The 14,459-nt window shown below is 61.9% G+C and carries 17 protein-coding genes and 1 other RNA gene; 6 read left to right on the top strand and 12 right to left on the bottom strand.

Annotated elements, in window-relative coordinates; translation table 11 throughout:
- The first annotated feature begins 143 nt into the window (after window positions 1-143).
- The gene (locus tag Q4G24_RS14630) at window positions 144-1,400 is read left to right on the top strand and encodes a glutamate-5-semialdehyde dehydrogenase (protein WP_303367281.1); all 1,257 of its coding nucleotides are present in this window, start codon (window positions 144-146) and stop codon (window positions 1,398-1,400) included.
- Between the two features lie 157 nt (window positions 1,401-1,557).
- Window positions 1,558-2,070, top strand: coding sequence for a hypothetical protein (locus tag Q4G24_RS14625; RefSeq protein ID WP_303367280.1), 513 nt, complete (start codon window positions 1,558-1,560; stop codon window positions 2,068-2,070).
- On the opposite strand, the gene Q4G24_RS14620 is transcribed toward Q4G24_RS14625, so the two are convergent.
- Window positions 2,067-2,687, bottom strand: coding sequence for a histidine phosphotransferase family protein (locus Q4G24_RS14620; RefSeq protein ID WP_303367279.1), 621 nt, complete (start codon window positions 2,685-2,687; stop codon window positions 2,067-2,069). The genes Q4G24_RS14625 and Q4G24_RS14620 overlap by 4 nt on opposite strands.
- 39 nt (window positions 2,688-2,726) lie before the next feature.
- Here Q4G24_RS14620 and Q4G24_RS14615 point away from each other — a divergent pair, with 39 nt between their 5' ends.
- From Q4G24_RS14615 to Q4G24_RS14605, 3 genes are all read left to right on the top strand, one after another.
- Complete coding sequence (locus Q4G24_RS14615) at window positions 2,727-2,918, top strand: DUF3553 domain-containing protein (RefSeq protein WP_303367278.1); 192 nt, start codon at window positions 2,727-2,729, stop codon at window positions 2,916-2,918.
- Window positions 2,919-3,045: 127 nt separating this feature from the next.
- Window positions 3,046-3,825, top strand: a complete 780-nt coding sequence (locus Q4G24_RS14610) for a GNAT family N-acetyltransferase (protein WP_303367277.1) — start codon at window positions 3,046-3,048, stop codon at window positions 3,823-3,825.
- Window positions 3,822-4,652 (top strand): 1-acyl-sn-glycerol-3-phosphate acyltransferase, encoded by an 831-nt coding sequence (locus tag Q4G24_RS14605; RefSeq protein ID WP_303367276.1) that lies wholly within the window; start codon window positions 3,822-3,824, stop codon window positions 4,650-4,652. The genes Q4G24_RS14610 and Q4G24_RS14605 overlap by 4 nt, the downstream gene beginning before the upstream one ends.
- Here Q4G24_RS14605 and Q4G24_RS14600 read toward each other — a convergent pair.
- The 10 genes from Q4G24_RS14600 to scpA form a co-directional block, all read right to left on the bottom strand.
- Window positions 4,641-4,871 carry a ribbon-helix-helix domain-containing protein gene (locus Q4G24_RS14600; RefSeq protein ID WP_368660947.1) on the bottom strand — a complete coding sequence of 77 codons (231 nt, stop codon included), beginning with the start codon at window positions 4,869-4,871 and terminating at the stop codon, window positions 4,641-4,643. The genes Q4G24_RS14605 and Q4G24_RS14600 overlap by 12 nt on opposite strands.
- The gene (locus Q4G24_RS14595; RefSeq protein ID WP_303367275.1) at window positions 4,861-5,037 is read right to left on the bottom strand and encodes a DUF4169 family protein; all 177 of its coding nucleotides are present in this window, start codon (window positions 5,035-5,037) and stop codon (window positions 4,861-4,863) included. The genes Q4G24_RS14600 and Q4G24_RS14595 overlap by 11 nt, the downstream gene beginning before the upstream one ends.
- Window positions 5,038-5,280: 243 nt before the next feature.
- Window positions 5,281-5,736, bottom strand: coding sequence for a DIP1984 family protein (locus Q4G24_RS14590; RefSeq protein WP_303367274.1), 456 nt, complete (start codon window positions 5,734-5,736; stop codon window positions 5,281-5,283).
- Window positions 5,737-5,823: 87 nt separating this feature from the next.
- The gene (fumC, locus tag Q4G24_RS14585) at window positions 5,824-7,218 is read right to left on the bottom strand and encodes a class II fumarate hydratase (RefSeq protein WP_303367273.1); all 1,395 of its coding nucleotides are present in this window, start codon (window positions 7,216-7,218) and stop codon (window positions 5,824-5,826) included.
- Window positions 7,219-7,302: 84 nt separating this feature from the next.
- The gene (locus tag Q4G24_RS14580; protein WP_303367272.1) at window positions 7,303-7,758 is read right to left on the bottom strand and encodes an SspB family protein; all 456 of its coding nucleotides are present in this window, start codon (window positions 7,756-7,758) and stop codon (window positions 7,303-7,305) included.
- A gap of 86 nt (window positions 7,759-7,844) precedes the next feature.
- Window positions 7,845-8,199: a transfer-messenger RNA gene (ssrA, locus tag Q4G24_RS14575) on the bottom strand.
- Between the two features lie 62 nt (window positions 8,200-8,261).
- On the bottom strand, window positions 8,262-8,591 hold the full coding sequence (locus Q4G24_RS14570) for a DUF4177 domain-containing protein (protein ID WP_303367271.1): 330 nt from the start codon (window positions 8,589-8,591) through the stop codon (window positions 8,262-8,264).
- Between the two features lie 81 nt (window positions 8,592-8,672).
- Window positions 8,673-9,074, bottom strand: a complete 402-nt coding sequence (locus Q4G24_RS14565) for a hypothetical protein (RefSeq protein ID WP_303367270.1) — start codon at window positions 9,072-9,074, stop codon at window positions 8,673-8,675.
- 14 nt (window positions 9,075-9,088) lie between these two features.
- Window positions 9,089-10,603 (bottom strand): Asp-tRNA(Asn)/Glu-tRNA(Gln) amidotransferase subunit GatB, encoded by a 1,515-nt coding sequence (gene gatB, locus Q4G24_RS14560; RefSeq protein WP_303367269.1) that lies wholly within the window; start codon window positions 10,601-10,603, stop codon window positions 9,089-9,091.
- Between the two features lie 261 nt (window positions 10,604-10,864).
- On the bottom strand, window positions 10,865-12,997 hold the full coding sequence (gene scpA / locus Q4G24_RS14555) for a methylmalonyl-CoA mutase (RefSeq protein ID WP_303367268.1): 2,133 nt from the start codon (window positions 12,995-12,997) through the stop codon (window positions 10,865-10,867).
- 57 nt (window positions 12,998-13,054) lie between these two features.
- Here scpA and Q4G24_RS14550 point away from each other — a divergent pair, with 57 nt between their 5' ends.
- Entirely contained in the window at window positions 13,055-13,582 is a 528-nt protein-coding gene (locus Q4G24_RS14550; protein WP_303367267.1) for a DUF4174 domain-containing protein, read from the top strand.
- A gap of 181 nt (window positions 13,583-13,763) precedes the next feature.
- Here the strand turns inward: Q4G24_RS14550 and Q4G24_RS14545 are convergent, their stop codons facing one another.
- Window positions 13,764-14,366, bottom strand: a complete 603-nt coding sequence (locus Q4G24_RS14545) for a hypothetical protein (RefSeq protein WP_303367266.1) — start codon at window positions 14,364-14,366, stop codon at window positions 13,764-13,766.
- Between the last annotated feature and the right edge of the window lie 93 nt (window positions 14,367-14,459).

Below are 14,459 nucleotides of genomic sequence, written 5' to 3'. Positions count from 1 at the left end.
GAGTACCGGCCTGTCACGCCGGGGGTCGCGGGTTCGAGCCCCGTCAACCGCGCCACTTTCTTCTTCATATAAATATCCATCTTCGCTTGCGACTTGTGCTGCGGCTGCTTAATTGTGGCGCGACAACAGCAAGGGGACAGGCCATGGATGACGCCAGCGCATTGATTGACCGCATGGGCCGCGCCGCACGCGAGGCCGCGATGGAGCTGGCCTTTACCCCAGCCGCGCAAAAGACGGCGGCCCTGCTGGCGGCGGAAACGGCCATGCGTGCCGCCAGCGCCGAAATTATCGCGGCAAATGAACAGGATATGGCCTATGGCCGCGAAAAGGGCCTGTCAAATGCGATGCTGGACCGGCTGCTGCTGACGGAAGCCCGGATCGGCGCCATTGCCGACAGTCTGCGCGATATTGCTGGCCAGCCCGACCCGGTGGGACGGGTTCTGTCCGAATGGGACCGGCCGAACGGGCTGCATATTCAACGGGTTGCAACGCCGCTTGGGGTGCTTGGGGTGATCTATGAAAGCCGCCCGAATGTGACCGCTGACGCCGGGGCGCTGGCGCTGAAATCGGGGAATGCGGTGATTTTGCGTGGCGGCTCGGACAGTATCCATTCCAGCGCCGCGATTATGGCGGCCATGCATCAGGGCCTGCGCGAAGCTGGTCTGCCCGAGGCTGCGATCCAGCTTGTCCCGACCCGTGACCGCGCGGCTGTGGCGGCGATGCTGCGGGCGCAAGGGCTGATCGACGTGATTATCCCGCGCGGCGGCAAGGGGCTGGTCGGGCTGGTGCAGGAACAGGCGCGGGTGCCGGTGTTTTCGCATCTGGATGGGATCTGCCATGTTTATGCCGATGGCGCCGCCGATCTGGACAAGGCCCGGCGGGTGGTTCTGAACGCCAAGACCCGCCGCACCGGGATTTGTGGCGCGGCGGAATGTCTGCTGATCGACCGTGCCTTTTATGCCCGCCACGGCGATGTGCTGATCCGCGACCTGCTGGATGCGGGCGTCGAGGTCCGTGCCGAGGGCGATCTGGCCGCCATTCCCGGCACCGTTCCGGCGCAGCCTGATGATTTCGGGCATGAGTTTCAGGACAGCATTATTGCCGCCCGGCTGGTGGATGGCGTCGATGGTGCGATTGATCACATCCGCCGCTATAGTTCGGGCCATACCGAATCGATCCTGACCGAAGACGACGCCATTGCCGCGCGTTTCATGCAGCGGCTCGATTCTGCGATCCTGATGCGCAATGCCTCGACCCAGTTTGCCGATGGCGGAGAGTTCGGCATGGGCGCGGAAATCGGTATCGCCACCGGCAAGATGCACGCGCGTGGCCCGGTTGGCGCAGAGCAATTGTGCAGCTTCAAGTATATCGTAACCGGCGACGGTGCGGTGAGGGCGTAAGATGCGACCGGCATGGGCGGCGGCATTCACCTTGCTGGCGGCCATGCCAGCCTCGGCGGACAGCCCCGATTATGCGGTGCTGATGGCAGAGGCCGCTTAGGACTGGCGTCCCGGTGATCTGATCTTTTTTAACGATCAGAACAGGTTCGATGACCTGTTGCGGCGGGTCGAGGGTGGCGATTGGGCAACGGTCGGGATTTTGCGCCCATCCAGCGGCGGCCCTCGTGTGGTTTTTGCCAGCGAGGCTGGGGGCGTGACCGAGGTGATGCTCTACGAGATTACCGATAGCCGTGCCGCATCTGAATATGCGGTTTACCGGATCAAAGGGATGGAGCGGGCCGAGCCGATGATGCGTTATGCGCTGTCCTCGGCCTATGGTAGCCCGTTCGATGATCTGATGTTGTTCGGTAATGGCTGCTTTTGCGGTGCGGAATTGCCGTTCGAGGCCGCCCTGACCGAAGGGCATACCCTTGCCGCGCCCCGCAGGCTTGGCGATTTTACCGATGCAGACAGCCCGCTTGCGCAGCATATCCTGTCCCGCTGGCAGGATCATCCTTATTGCGTGGATGCCCTGTCCGCAGGCGACTGCTGGCCCGTGTTGACGCAAATTGCGATTGTGACCCCGGCAACCCTGATTGTTTCGGATAAGCTGGAGCGGGTCTGGCGCTAGATCAGCAATTCTGCCCCGGTTGCGTCGATTTCCACCGTTGCCTGCCGCCCGGCGTCTGTCAGCGCGGTGGCCAGCAGGGCGAATTGCACCTCGCCGGGGCGTAGGGCAGGGGGCAGCGTCCCGGTCAGCCAGCCCCAAAGGCTGCTGTCGGGTTTCATCCGCTCGGCTTCGGCCACCAGTGACCAGCGTGTTTCGCGCCGCGCTGCCAGCACCCGCCCGCCATAGGGCAGTGTGTCTTGCAGGCACATCAGCGCCAGCAACAACAGCCGGACCTCGCTGCGGGGCAGGTCGCCCGGCTCAGCCAGTTCGATGCTCAACCGGCTTTGGTCCTGCACCGCGCGCACCAGCGCGGCGATTTCAGCCGGGGGCAGGCGGGTCTCGCTGCCTGCGCCAAAGGCTACGCGGAACAGTTGCAGCCGCGACCGGGCTGCCGCCACGCTTTCTGCGATCAGCGCCATTTCGGGGCTGTTCGCCAAGCCGGGGATACCCGTCATTTCCAGCAGCTCAACCCCGTTGCCGATCGCCCCAAGCGGCGACACGAGGTCATGGCACAGGCGCGAGCCGACCAGACCTGCCAGCAGGTCAGCGGAAATCGGGGGCATTGCGGGCTGGTTCATATCGGCATAGCCTTTCAGAATAAGAAAGAGGTTTCAGGAATGAACGAAATCCTTGAGCCGGGCATGATCGTGCGTCACCCTGCCGCACCCGACTGGGGCGAGGGGCAGGTTCAGTCCCGGATCGGCCAGCGTATCACCGTGAACTTTGCCCATGCAGGCAAGCAGGTGATCGACGGCAGCCGGGTTATGCTGGAGTTGGTGACGTTGGATAACACGGGCCTTTCGGGTTAGGTTTGCTGTTTTCAAACAACATATTGCAACCCCTGATTGTGTCAACCCGGCGCGAGTCTTGTTGCCAGGCAGGGGCTTTCTGGCCTAGACAAGCATAAATCCGCCAATGAAAGGCCGCCCCGACGCAATGAAGACCGACCCCGCCTATTTCACCGTGCGACTGGCACAGGATCAGGCCGATCTGCTGGCCGCGCAGCGCCTGCGCTATCGGGTGTTCGTTCAGGAATTGGGGGCCGATGGTCCGCTGGTCGATCATCAGGCCGGGCTGGAACGTGATGCTTTTGATAATGTGGTCGATCACCTGCTGCTGATCGATACGCGCCGCCCTGCGGGCGATCATGTCGTCGGGGTTTACCGCCTGTTGACGGGGGAAAAGGCGGCGGATTTCGGGCGGTTCTACTGCGATGATGAATATGACCTGACGCCTTTGCGCAACTCGGGCCGCAAGCTGGTCGAATTGGGCCGGTCCTGCGTACATCCTGATTACCGCGGTGGCTCGGGGATGTTTCTGCTGTGGAATGCGCTGGCCGATTATGTGCTGGGGCGTGGTATCCAGATCATGTTCGGCGTCGCCAGCTTTCACGGCACTGATGTGCAGGCTTTGGCGCAGCCCTTGGCCTGGCTGCATCACCACCACCTTGCGCCGCCCGCGTTACGCCCGCGTGCACTGGACAGTGGGTTTCAGGCGATGGATCTGGTTCCGTCCGGGGCGCTGGACCGCCGTGCCGCCATGGTTGGAATGCCGGCGCTGATAAAGGCTTATCTGCGGCTGGGTGGCCGGGTGGGAGAGGGGGCCTTTATCGACCACGCCTTCAACACCACGGACGTCTTTTTGCTGATGGATACCGAGGCGATGTCAGAAAAGCACCGCCAGTTCTATCAATCCCGCCGTCCGGGTGCGGTATGAGCATCGACGCCGGGCGCGGGGAGGCGACATGGCGCGGCGAGGCCCCGCCTGATTTGCCACGCATTACGCCACTGGGCTGGCTGCTGGTGGTGCTGCGTGGGGTGCCGATCGTGCTGTGGCTGCTGGCCACGGTGCTGTTGATCCTGCCCTTGCGCGGGGTAGAGCGGCTGTTCGCCAGTCGCCGTCGCCCTGTTACCGGGCCTTATGTGCAGATCGTTTGCCGGGTGGTGCTGCTGATCCTTGGATTGCGCTGGCGGCGGGTCGGTCTGCCGATGGCCGGGCCGGGGGCGGTGGTGGCGAACCATTCAAGCTGGCTGGATATTTTCGTGATGAATGCCGCTCTGCCGGTGTTTTTTGTCAGCAAATCCGAGGTCGCAAGCTGGCCCGGCATCAATATCCTGACCCGCGTTACTGATACGCATTTCGTCCGCCGCGATCCGAAATTGGCCGCAGAGCAGGCGGCCGAGTTTTCTGCCCGTATCCGTGCTGGCCATATGCTGCTGTTTTTCCCCGAGGGAACCTCGACCGATGGGCGGCGGGTGCTGCCGTTCAAGCCGACGCTGTTTCAGGGTTTCCTTGACCCCGGCCTGCCTGCCGGGCTGGCGATTCAGCCGCTGACCGCGCAGTATCAGGCACCAAAGGGGGCTGATCCCCGCTTTTATGGCTGGTGGGGGGATATGTCGCTGGGGCCGCATCTGCTGACGGTGCTGGCGGCGCCGCGTCAGGGGCAGGTGACGGTGGTGTTGCACCCGCCGATCCCCGTGCGTGGCGAGACCCGCAAGACGTTGGCTGCTGCGGCGGAAAACGCGGTCAGATCAGGGCTTTGACGCCAGAACATACAGCCGCAACGCCGTTGCCAGCCCGATATCTGGCTGGCGGGCATGGTCGATCTCTGCCACCAGCGCCGCGCGGCTTTGTCCCTGCGCCTGCGCCAGAGGCAGCAGCGCCGACCAAAATGCATCCTCAAGACTGACCGAGGTGCGATGGCCGTCGATCGTGACCGAGCGTTTCACCGGCGGCGTCATCGGCGGCAGATCAATCGTCACGCTTATGCCCCTCATGCAGTCGGGTGGCGCGCGCCTGTTCCGCCGCATCCACTGCCTTTTCGGCCTTGGTTCGGCCGTGTTTCACCGCATTGGCATCGGCCTGCCGCCGCGCATCCTCGCGGGCCTTTTGCTTGCGAAAGCGGTTCAGGTTGGTGATCTGCGTCATGCCGTTTCTTACCTTGCCAGCACGGCTCGCGCAATCCGGCCACGGCTCCCCGCAGGGAAAACCCCCATGCCCACCCTCTCGGCCGATCAGATCAATACGCGGTGATAAGGTGTGACAGTCACCTTGCGCTTGTCACCATACGGGGCCTGAGCTGTGTTCTGCGCCGCCCCTGACGCTGACAATTCCGGGCTTGCCCCGCCGGAAAGGGTTCGTATTCGCCTCTGACCGCCGATACCGGCCGGATCATTCTGCAAGCGTGGTCAGCCAGTTCGCCTCCTGTATGCGGGCGTCAAGTGTGCGCAGTTCTTGCGACAGCTTGTCGGCCTGTTTCTGGATTTGCGCCACGTCAACCGAGGGGCGAAAGCGCACCTCGCTGCGGGTGGCGACGAACTGGGTGACGGTCGCTTCTTCGGCCAGATCACGATAGGTGGCCTGCCGCAGTCGCAGCACATCCCGCGCCGCCAAAGCGTCGCTGAGCGTGCCGCCCGCGAATTCGGTGCGGCTGTTGGTGCGGTTGATCCGCGCAATCAGCGCCTGCATTTCGGATGCCACGTGGTCATGCTCACTCAGCAGGGTGGCGGGATCTTCGGCGGGGCTGTCGCCCTCTTGCACCTTGGCATTGCGCAGGATGCGAGCTTTTAGCTGATCCAGCCGCTTGGCCATATCCGCGCGCAAAACAAGAGCTTCGGCCAGTTTCATCGCATGTCCTTTCGCTTTGCGCATAATATAGGGCAGGGGGCGGATATGAAAAAGGCGCGACCGGGGCCGCGCCTTTCATGGGGTGGATCAGTCCTCCGGACCGATCATCTGTTCGGGGCGGACGATACGGTCGAATTCGTCCTCGGTCACAAAGCCCAGACCCACGGCCTCTTCGCGCAGGGTGGTGCCGTTCTTATGGGCGGTCTTGGCGACCTTGGTGGCGTTGTCATAGCCGATGGTCGGCGCAAGGGCGGTCACCAGCATCAGGCTTTCCTTCATCAGCCGGTCGATGCGTTCGACATTGGCCTCGGTGCCCGCGACCATGTTATCGGTGAACGACCCCGCCGCATCGCCCAAAAGCTGCATGGATTGCAGTACGTTATAGGACATCATCGGGTTATAGACGTTCAGTTCGAAATGGCCCTGCGAACCGGCGATCCCGACGGCGGCATCATTGCCCATGACATGAGCGCAAACCATGGTCAGCGCCTCTGCCTGAGTCGGGTTGACCTTGCCCGGCATGATCGAGGAGCCGGGTTCGTTTTCCGGCAGGATCAGCTCACCCAGGCCCGAACGCGGGCCGGAACCCAGCAGGCGCAGGTCATTGGCGATCTTGAACAGGCTGGCGGCAATGGTTTTCAGCGCGCCCGAGAAGAACACCATCGCGTCATGCGCGGCCAGAGCCTCGAACTTGTTGGGCGCGGTCACAAAAGGCAGGCCGGTGATCTTGGCGATTTCCGCCGCAATTGCGCTGTCCCAGCCTTTTTTCGTGTTCAGCCCGGTGCCGACGGCGGTGCCGCCCTGCGCCAGCTCATAGATGCCCGGCAGGCACAGCTTGACCCGCTCGATCCCCATGCGGACCTGATGGGCATAGCCGCTGAACTCTTGTCCCAGCGTCAGGGGGGTGGCGTCCTGCGTATGGGTGCGGCCGATCTTGATGATGTCCTTGAACTCGGCCGATTTCGCCTCAAGCGCGGCGGCCAGCTTTTCCAGACCGGGCAGCAGCACATCACGCGCCAGCATCCCGATGGCGACATGCATCGCGGTCGGGAAAGTGTCGTTGGACGATTGGCCCATGTTCACATGATCGTTCGGATGGACCGGCTTTTTCGAACCCATCTCGCCGCCGAGGATCTCAATGGCGCGGTTCGAGATGACCTCGTTCGCGTTCATGTTCGACTGGGTGCCGGACCCGGTTTGCCAGACGACCAGCGGGAAGTTGTCGTCGAATTTGCCTTCGAACACTTCGGTTGCGGCCTGTTCCATGGCCTGACCGATGGTCTTGTCCAGCTTGCCCTCTGCCTGATTGATCCGGGCGGCGGCCAGCTTGATGGCGCCAAGCGCGCGGATGATCGGAACCGGCTGACGTTCCCAGCCGATGGGAAAGTTCATAATCGAGCGCTGCGTCTGCGCGCCCCAGTATTTGCTGGCGTCAACCTCCAGCGGGCCGAAGCTGTCGGTTTCGGTGCGGGTCTTGGTCATGGCAATTGCCCCCTTCAGATGCCTTCGCAGGCGTTTTACGCAGAAGGGCGCGCGGGTGCAAATGGTATGCGAAAGTATGCCGCGTTATTTGCGCCACTTGTCGAGACTGACGACCTCGGCCCCGCCGGCGGGCAGCTCGGGCGCGGCTTCGGGTTCTTCGATCTCGTCTTCGTCCTCTGCGTCTTCGTCCTGATGTTCGAACCGCAGGCCAAACTCAACCGAGGGGTCAACGAAGGTGCGCACCGCATCAAAGGGGATCTCCAGCCGCTCAGGGCTGTTCCCAAAGTTCAGGGTGATCCCAAACCCATCGGCGCGAACCTCCAGCCCCTCGAACCAGTTCTGGATAACGATGGTCATTTCCTCGGGATAGCGTTCGCGCAGCCAATCCGACATTTCGACGCCGGGCGTGCGGGTGTCAAAGGTGATGTAGAAGTGATGGTCCCCCGGCAAGCCGCCATCCGCAATGACCGACAGCACATCTGCGATCAGCCCTTGCATCGCCCGGTGCATCATCCCGCTGTAATCAATATGGCCTGACATCGGAAACCTCATTCTGATTGCTGTCAGCATAAGGCAATGGGACGGGATGAAAAGGGGGGAATGACCGGGGCGAGCAGGGGGAGGAAAGTGCAGGATTCTGTTGCCAGGCTCCTGCGGGCCCCGCCTTAGGCTGCTAGGCGTAAGGACTTAAGTTTCGGTTACCCGAGCTGCTTACGCAGCCAGAGCCACCGGAGCACGGTTGTCGTTGGCAACTGTACAATTTGCACCGATAACGGTGGTCGCTCACCGAGACAAAGCAAACAGCTTTAGACGTTCGTCGATCCTGTTTCGGCCCCATGTTCCCCCAACGAAGGGTGTTTGGTGGAGCCGCCGGGTACCGCCCCCGGGTCCGATCCGCTTATTACCTGCGCGTTTATGTCCATAGTCCGGGTTGCCCCGGACAGGCTGAATATAGGGGCGGGAGGCAGGTGATGCAAGAGGGGGCTTCATGCCACTTGAACTACGTTTAATTCACCCTAGTAAAATATTTAGATACAAAAGATTTACTTAAGTGCGGGGCCGAGGCGCGGGGTGGGCTTGGCCGGTTCTTCGGGGCTTGCAGGGGCGGGAACGGCGGTTGTGGCCGGCTGCGGGGTGCTGCGGCGTTCGCGGCGGAATACCAGCAGGTTGTGATAGGTGGTGGTGCGGCCGCTTAGCCCGCTGCGTTCCTCGGCGGGCAGGGTTTCGGCGCGGATATAGTCCCATCCCTGCGCAGCCATATCGTTGATGGCGGCCGCCAGCGTCAGGGCAAAGCGTTCCGCGCCGGATTTCGCCGCAGCCTTGTCAGCGCGGATCGGGGCCGGAATGACGGTATATTCGTAACTTTGCTGCATCGTGATCCTGCCATTTGTCGGCAGCAAAATAACGTAAACGCGCCTGTCGTTCCAGCCGCCGATGGTCACGAAAGCGATGGGTCAGCGGCGACGTGCGGCCTGTCGGATACCAAATCGCAAGGCCAGCCACAACAACAACGGCAGTAACAGGATCAGCACGACCGCTGGGGCGCCCGCCATGACGTTCACCAGAAAAGCGGTGCTTTCATTCAGCATCGCCTCTAGATTCCGGTCCTTCCACTGCGCCATTGCCAACTGGCTAATCGTGAGAAGGAACAATGCGGGTAACAGATAAGACAGGCTGAAAATGCCTGCGGTCAGCATGACGTCACGCCTTGCGGGAAGGGCGCGTCGCCCCCAGTCCCAGCCAGCAACAAAACCCGCGAGGATGGGGACGACCAGAACCCCTAACATCAACGTCAAGGCCGACTGGAACGGCAGGGTCGCAATCCCCAGCGCCGCGCTGGTCACGATGAACAGCAAAAGCGCGCGACCCATTACAAACCCAGTTTTTTCGCCACCAGATCGTTGACCGCTGCGGGGTTGGCCTTGCCGCCGGTGGCTTTCAGAACCTGACCCACGAACCAGCCCGCCAGTTTCGGATTGGCCTTGGCCTTTTCGACCTGCGCGGGATTGGCGGCGATGATTTCATCGACGGCGGCCTCGATCGCGCCAAGGTCAGTGACCTGCCGCATCCCGCGCGTTTCGACGATTTCGGCAGGCTCGCCGCCCTCGGTCCAGACGATTTCAAACAGATCCTTGGCGATTTTGCCAGAAATATCACCCTTGGCGATCAGGTCGATGATGCCGCCTAGCTGCGCCGCTGAGACGGGAGAGGTTTCCACCGTCAGCCCCTCTTTGTTGAGGCGGCCGAACAGTTCGTTGATGACCCAGTTCGCGGCCTGTTTGCCATCGCGGCCTTTGGCGACGGTTTCGAAATAATCGGCGTTCTCGACCTCGGCGGTCAGCACGCTGGCGTCATATTCCGACAAGCCCAATTCATTAACAAAGCGGGCTTTTTTTGCATCGGGCAGTTCGGGCATGGCGGCAGAGATGCCATCGACCCATGCCTGTTCGATTTCCAGCGGCAGCAGGTCGGGGCAGGGGAAATAGCGGTAATCATGCGCCTCTTCCTTGCTGCGCATCGACCGGGTTTCGCCACGGTCCGGGTCATAGAGCCGGGTTTCCTGATCGACCTTGCCGCCGTCCTCGATAATGGCGATCTGGCGGCGGGCCTCATGTTCGATGGCCTGCTGGATGAAGCGCAGCGAGTTCATGTTCTTGATTTCGCAGCGGGTTCCAAGCACGGAATGGTCGCCGGTCTCGATGAAGCGTTCGTAATCGCCCGGACGACAGACCGAGACGTTCACATCTGCCCGCAGGTTGCCGTTCTGCATGTTGCCGTCGCAGGTACCAAGGTAACGCATGATCTGACGCAGCTTGGCGACATAGGCGGCAGCCTCCTCGGGGCTGCGGATGTCGGGGCGCGATACAATCTCCATCAGGGCGACGCCGGTGCGGTTCAGGTCCACAAAGGACATATTCGGGTCCATGTCGTGAATGGATTTCCCGGCGTCCTGTTCCAGATGGATACGCTCGATTCGCACGCGGCGGGCGACGCCGGGGGCCATGTCCACGATCACCTCGCCTTCGCCCACGATCGGGTGGTAAAGCTGGCTGATCTGATAGCCCTGCGGCAGATCGGGGTAGAAGTAATTTTTGCGGTCAAAGGCGGAGGTCAGGTTGATCGCCGCCTTGATCCCCAGCCCGGTGCGGACCGCCTGTTCAACGCAGAATTCGTTGATGACCGGCAGCATCCCCGGCATGGCGGCATCAACAAAAGCCACGTTGCTGTTGGGTTCGGCGCCAAAAGCGGTCGAGGCGCCGGAAAACAGCTTGGCGTTCGAGGCCACCTGCGCATGGACCTCCAGCCCGATGACCAGTTCCCAATCGCCGGTGGTGCCGGCAATCACTTTGGGTTCGGGCGGGGTGAAAGTCAGGTGGTCAAGCATTGCGGGCCTCGTCAGCGGTTTCCCCGCGTTTTAGGCTAGCGCGGGCAGGGCGGCAAGCGGGATCAGACCAGCTTTGCGACCCGTGCGATTTCCCATGATGTCCTAGTGCATAATTATAGCAGAACCTGCGAAGGGGCGCTGCCCCTCTTGGCCTGCGGCCAATTCACCCCGGGATATTTAGATGAAGAAGAAGCCGCTTTCTTCTTCACTTAAATATCCCCGCCGGAGGCATCGGGGGCGCTTGCGCCCCCGAAATCTGTATCAGGCGCGGGTTTTGCGGATCAGGTCCAGCACTTCTTTTGCTGCCGCCGGGATATTTGTGCCGGGACCAAAGATCGCGGCCACGCCCGCGTCACGCAGGTATTGGTAGTCCTGTTGTGGGATCACGCCGCCGCAGATCACCAGAATATCGCCTGCGCCCTGCGCTTTCAGCGCTTCAATCAGTTTCGGGGCCAGCGTCTTGTGACCTGCCGCCTGCGAGGAAATACCGATGACATGCACGTCATTGTCGATGGCATCCTGTGCGGCTTCCTCAGGTGTCTGGAACAGTGGCCCAACGTCCACGTCAAAGCCGATGTCGGCAAAGGCGGTGGCGATTACCTTGGCGCCCCGGTCGTGGCCGTCCTGCCCCATTTTCACCACCAGCATCCGCGGGCGGCGGCCTTCTTCTTCGGCAAAGGCTTCCACGTCCTTCTGGATCTGCGTAAAGCCTTCGTCGCCCTCATAGGCCGCACCATAGACGCCAGCCAGCGTTTTGACCTCGGCGCGGTGGCGGCCGAACTGATCTTCCATAGCCATGCTGATTTCCCCAACAGAAGCACGGGCGCGGGCGGCCTCGACGGCGGCCTCCAGCAGATTGCCGCCTTCACGTGCGCGGCGGGTCAGCTCGGCCAGCGTGGCCTGACATGCCGCTTCGTCGCGTGTGGCGCGGATCTGGTTCAGGCGCGCAATCTGCGCATCGCGCACCTTCATGTTGTCGATGTCCAGAATGTCGATCGGGTCTTCTTTGTCTTTGCGGTATTTGTTGACGCCGACGATGACTTCTTCGCCCCGGTCGATCATGGCCTGACGCCGCGCGGCGGTTTCCTCGATCCGCAGCTTGGGCATCCCCGAGGCAACAGCCTTGGTCATGCCGCCCATGTCTTCGACTTCCTCGATCAGCGCCCATGCCTGTTCGGCAAGCTGCGCGGTCAGAGTCTCGATATAGTAAGAACCCGCCAGCGGATCGACGACATGGGTGATGCCGGTTTCTTCCTGCAAGATAAGCTGCGTGTTCCGCGCGATGCGGGCCGAGAACTCGGTTGGCAGGGCGATAGCTTCGTCCAGCGCGTTGGTGTGCAGCGATTGCGTGCCGCCAAGCGCCGCCGACATCGCCTCATAGGCGGTGCGGATCACGTTGTTATAGGGGTCTTGCTCCTGCAAGCTGACGCCTGAGGTCTGGCAATGGGTGCGCAGCATCAGGCTGCTCGGCTTCTTCGGGTTGAAATCCGACATGATCCGGTGCCACAGCAAACGCGCCGCGCGCAGCTTGGCGATTTCCATGAAAAAGTTTATGCCGATGGCGAAAAAGAACGACAGCCGGCCCGCGAATGCGTCAACATCCATCCCCGCCGCAATCGCCGCGCGCACATATTCGCGCCCGTCGGCCAGCGTATAGGCCAGTTCCTGCACCAGATTGGCCCCGGCTTCCTGCATGTGATAGCCGGAGATCGAAATGCTGTTGAATTTCGGCATTTCGTTGGATGTGTATTCGATGATGTCGGAAATAATCCGCATCGAAGGTTCGGGCGGATAGATATAGGTGTTTCGCACCATGAACTCTTTCAGAATGTCGTTCTGGATGGTGCCGGACAACACGCTGCGGTCATGGCCCTGTTCTTCGCCGGTGACGATGAAATTGGCCAGAATCGGGATGACTGCGCCGTTCATGGTCATGCTGACGGATACTTTATCCAAGGGGATGCCGTCGAACAGGATTTTCATATCCTCGATCGAATCAATCGCCACCCCGGCCTTGCCCACGTCACCCACAACGCGGGGGTGGTCGCTGTCATAGCCGCGATGGGTGGCCAGATCGAAGGCGACCGAGACGCCCTGTTGCCCGGCAGCCAGCGCCTTGCGGTAAAAGGCGTTCGATTCCTCGGCGGTGGAAAAGCCCGCATATTGCCGGATCGTCCACGGGCGGCCGGCATACATCGTCGCACGGGGGCCGCGGGTAAAGGGCGCAATCCCCGGCAGGCTGTGCATATGGTCCAGCCCTTCCGTATCCTCCGCGGTATAAAGCGGCTTGACCTCGATTCCTTCCAGCGTGTCCCAGTTCAGGCTGTCGGGTGATTTGCCCTTCAGCTCTTTCTCCGCCAGCTTGCGCCAGTCGTCCAAAGTCGGTTTGGTCATGTCCGGTCCTTTCGCATGGGGCCTTCGTGCCTATATACAGGGCAAAACGAGGTGCCGATGAAAAATAATGCGTTGTTTCTGCTGGTCGTTCCGCTGATCGCGGCGATGGGGGCGCCCGCTGTGCCGCCGGTGCCGCGTCCGCAGAATGAGGCGACGCCCGACAGTTCGCAGGTGCGGGTGCCGCCCGCGCTGCCGGTCGAGGCGCTGGTGCCGCGGGCCGCGCTGCCGGTCCTGCGTGCCGATGAGGTCACGCCCGAAGATTTCCTTTGGAAATCTCGTCCGCTGGTGATTTTTGCGGCCACCCCCGACGACCCTGCCTTTATCGAGCAGATGCGCCAGATCGAGGGCAACAGCGGGTTGCTGGTCCAGCGCGATGTGGTGGTCATCACCGACACCGATCCGGCGGGCAACAGCATCTGGCGGCAAAACTTGCGGCCCTCGGGCTTTTCGCTGGTGGTGATCGACAAGGACGGGCAGGTGAAACAGCGTAAACCCGCACCGTGGTCGGTGCGCGAAATTACCCGCGCCATCGACAAGTTCCCGCTGCGCCGACAGGAAATCGGGCGCGGCAGCGTCATGCCGTGATTGCTTTTTGCGCCCAGCCTGCCCATATTGACCCAAGAGAGAGAGGGCATCATGGCCAACGCACCGCTGACCCGCACCCCGCGCACTGAAAACCGGCCCGCACCGAAGCCGGCAAAGCGGCCGGAAAAACCGCCGGTGCATCTGTCGTCTCTGATTTCGGAGGCCGAACGAATCATGGGCGTCAAACCCATCCTTGGCCGGACGAAGCCGCGTCCGGGTTATTGACCGAAGGCCGGGTCGTGCGCCCGGTGCCATCCATATTCCCGGCAATTGCCGCCATGGCCTGTTCGCCCAAAATCAGGGCCTCGGTCTTCATTGCCAGAAAATCACGATAAAGCCCGGCGGCCTGTTCGGTCGCCACGCTTGCCCGGTCCAGCATCCGCAGATCGGCAATCATTGCGGAAATCGCATTCAACTGGCTGTAATATAACACCAGCGGGTCGATGGTATCGCGCGGCAGAACGTGAATGTCGCTGATAATGGCGCGGAAAATCGCATCATTGGCCTCGGTTGGAATGGCGGGGAAATAGTCTGCCTCGGTCTCGATTCGCTGAAGGATCTCCTCGCCATATTCGGTCAGATCATCGCGCCGCAGCGCAGCGACATAGGCACGGATCTCGGCAAACAAGGCCCGCTGCACATCGCGCACCCGCTCGGCCCGGTGCTTGCGGTCCCGCTTGGCCCCCTGAAAAGCCACCACCCACCAGCCCGCCGCCAGAAACAGTCCGGCGATCAGCGATGCCTGTGCTGACGGCGCAAGGATATGATCCAGCGGTGGTGTCACATCCGGCCCCATCTTTTGTCTGTAAATATCCCGCGGGGGGTGCGGGGGGCGCGAAGCCCCCCGTAAAGTTGTGGGGTGCGGGGGGCGCGAAGC

The sequence above is a fragment of the Paracoccus sp. (in: a-proteobacteria) genome, from assembly GCF_030538695.1.
Lineage (GTDB): Bacteria > Pseudomonadota > Alphaproteobacteria > Rhodobacterales > Rhodobacteraceae > Paracoccus.
The sequence above is the reverse complement of the archived record's forward strand: the minus strand, read 5'-3'. Positions and strand labels throughout refer to the sequence as shown.